Origin of the sequence: Methylobacterium sp. WL18, assembly GCF_008040015.1 — a bacterium.
Lineage (GTDB): Bacteria > Pseudomonadota > Alphaproteobacteria > Rhizobiales > Beijerinckiaceae > Methylobacterium > Methylobacterium mesophilicum.
Genome location: NZ_VRVD01000858.1, coordinates 1 through 1,619, shown reverse-complemented (window position 1 = coordinate 1,619; position 1,619 = coordinate 1). Strand labels below are relative to the sequence as shown.

Genomic DNA, 1,619 nt, shown 5'->3' with positions numbered 1-1,619 from the left:
GCCCAGCACCGCCTGGACAATGGTCAGCACCGCTGGCCGTCCTGGTCGGGCCGGAGGGCGGTTTCTCCGAGGAGGAGCGGACGGCGATCCGGGCCCGGCCCAACACCGTCGCGCTCTCCCTTGGGCCGCGCATCCTGCGGGCCGACACCGCTGCGGTGGCGGTGCTGACCCTTGTCCAGGCGGTGCTGGGCGACGCGCGCTGATCGGTGAGCCGATTGGAATCATGTGTGCCTGCGCACATCAGGGTGGCAGGCCGCGGGATTGTTCCGCCGAAGCGGGGTGAACCGGGCTCCCGGTTCACGGCGCCGCGTTGTCGGTTCCCGAAGCCTCGATTATGTCCCAGGACGGACGCCAGCCGCGCCGCGCTCTCGGAGCCGGCGCGGATGTCCGTCCGGTCTCCGCTCGCGGGACGGGGTTGAACCGGACGGACACGCTGGAGCAGTCCGGTGCGCTCCCATCCCAGGCATAGTTCACAGGCACGGGCAGGCAGCGCATGGCGCGCGACAGCAACGACAACACGCCGCTCACCACGCGCGCCGAACTGATCGAGTGGTTCGCCGCCGGCGAGAAGCCGCCCGCGCGCTTCGCCATCGGCACGGAGCACGAGAAGATCCCGTTCTACCGGGAGAGCCGCGAGCCAGTGCCGTATGACGGCGAGCGGGGCATCCGCGCCCTGCTGGAAGGGCTCGCCCGCGAGACCGGCTGGGAGCCGATCCTCGACCTCGGCAACATCATCGGCCTGTCGGCCGAGGAGGGCGGGGCGATCTCGATCGAACCGGGCGGGCAGTTCGAGCTGTCCGGCGCGGCGCTACCGGACGTGCACGGCACCGCGGCCGAACTCGCCACGCATCTCGCAGCCACGAAGCGCGCGGCCGACCCCCTCGATATCGGCTTCCTGACGCTGGGCATGAGCCCGCGCTGGCGCCGGGACGAGACGCCGGTCATGCCCAAGAGCCGCTACAAGATCATGGCCGGCTACATGCCGAAGGTCGGCTCGCTCGGCCTCGACATGATGCTGCGCACCGCCACCGTGCAGGTGAATCTCGACTTCGCCTCCGAGGCCGACATGGTGCGCAAGATGCGCGCCTCCCTGGCGCTCCAGCCGGTGGCCACCGCCTTGTTCGCCAACTCACCGTTCACCGACGGGCGGCCCAACGGCTTCCTGTCGCGCCGCTCGGAGATCTGGCGCGACACCGACCCGCACCGCACCGGCATGCTGCCCTTCGCGTTCGAATCCGGCTTCGGATACGAAGCCTATGTCGACTGGCTGCTCGACATGCCGATGTACTTCGTCAAGCGCGGCGACATCTACCACGACGTGTCGGGCGCCTCCTTCCGCGACCTGATGGCCGGCAAGCTGGCGCAGCTCCCGGGCGAGTACGCCACGGTGGCAGACTGGGCGAACCACGCCTCCACGGCCTTCCCGGAAGTCCGGCTCAAGCGCTTCCTGGAGATGCGTGGCGCCGATGTCGGCGATCCTGGCATGATCGCCGCCCAGGCCGCGTTCTGGGCCGGGCTACTCTACGACGAATCGGCCCTCGACGCGGCCCTCGACCTGGTGAAGGGCTGGAGCCCGGCCAACCGGGAGGCCGCGCGAGCGACGGCGCCGCGCCTGGGGC

Annotated in this window: 2 protein-coding genes; both read left to right on the top strand. The window is 70.5% G+C overall.

Translation table 11 applies throughout. The annotated features are described in order from the left end of the window. Positions 1–203: RsmE family RNA methyltransferase (locus FV228_RS29070; protein ID WP_147857636.1), on the top strand; the 203-nt coding region annotated here is incomplete at its 5' end. A gap of 290 nt (positions 204–493) precedes the next feature. Further along, positions 494–1,619, top strand: a 1,126-nt coding sequence (locus tag FV228_RS29065) for a glutamate--cysteine ligase (protein WP_147857635.1), incomplete at its 3' end; no start/stop codon positions are given.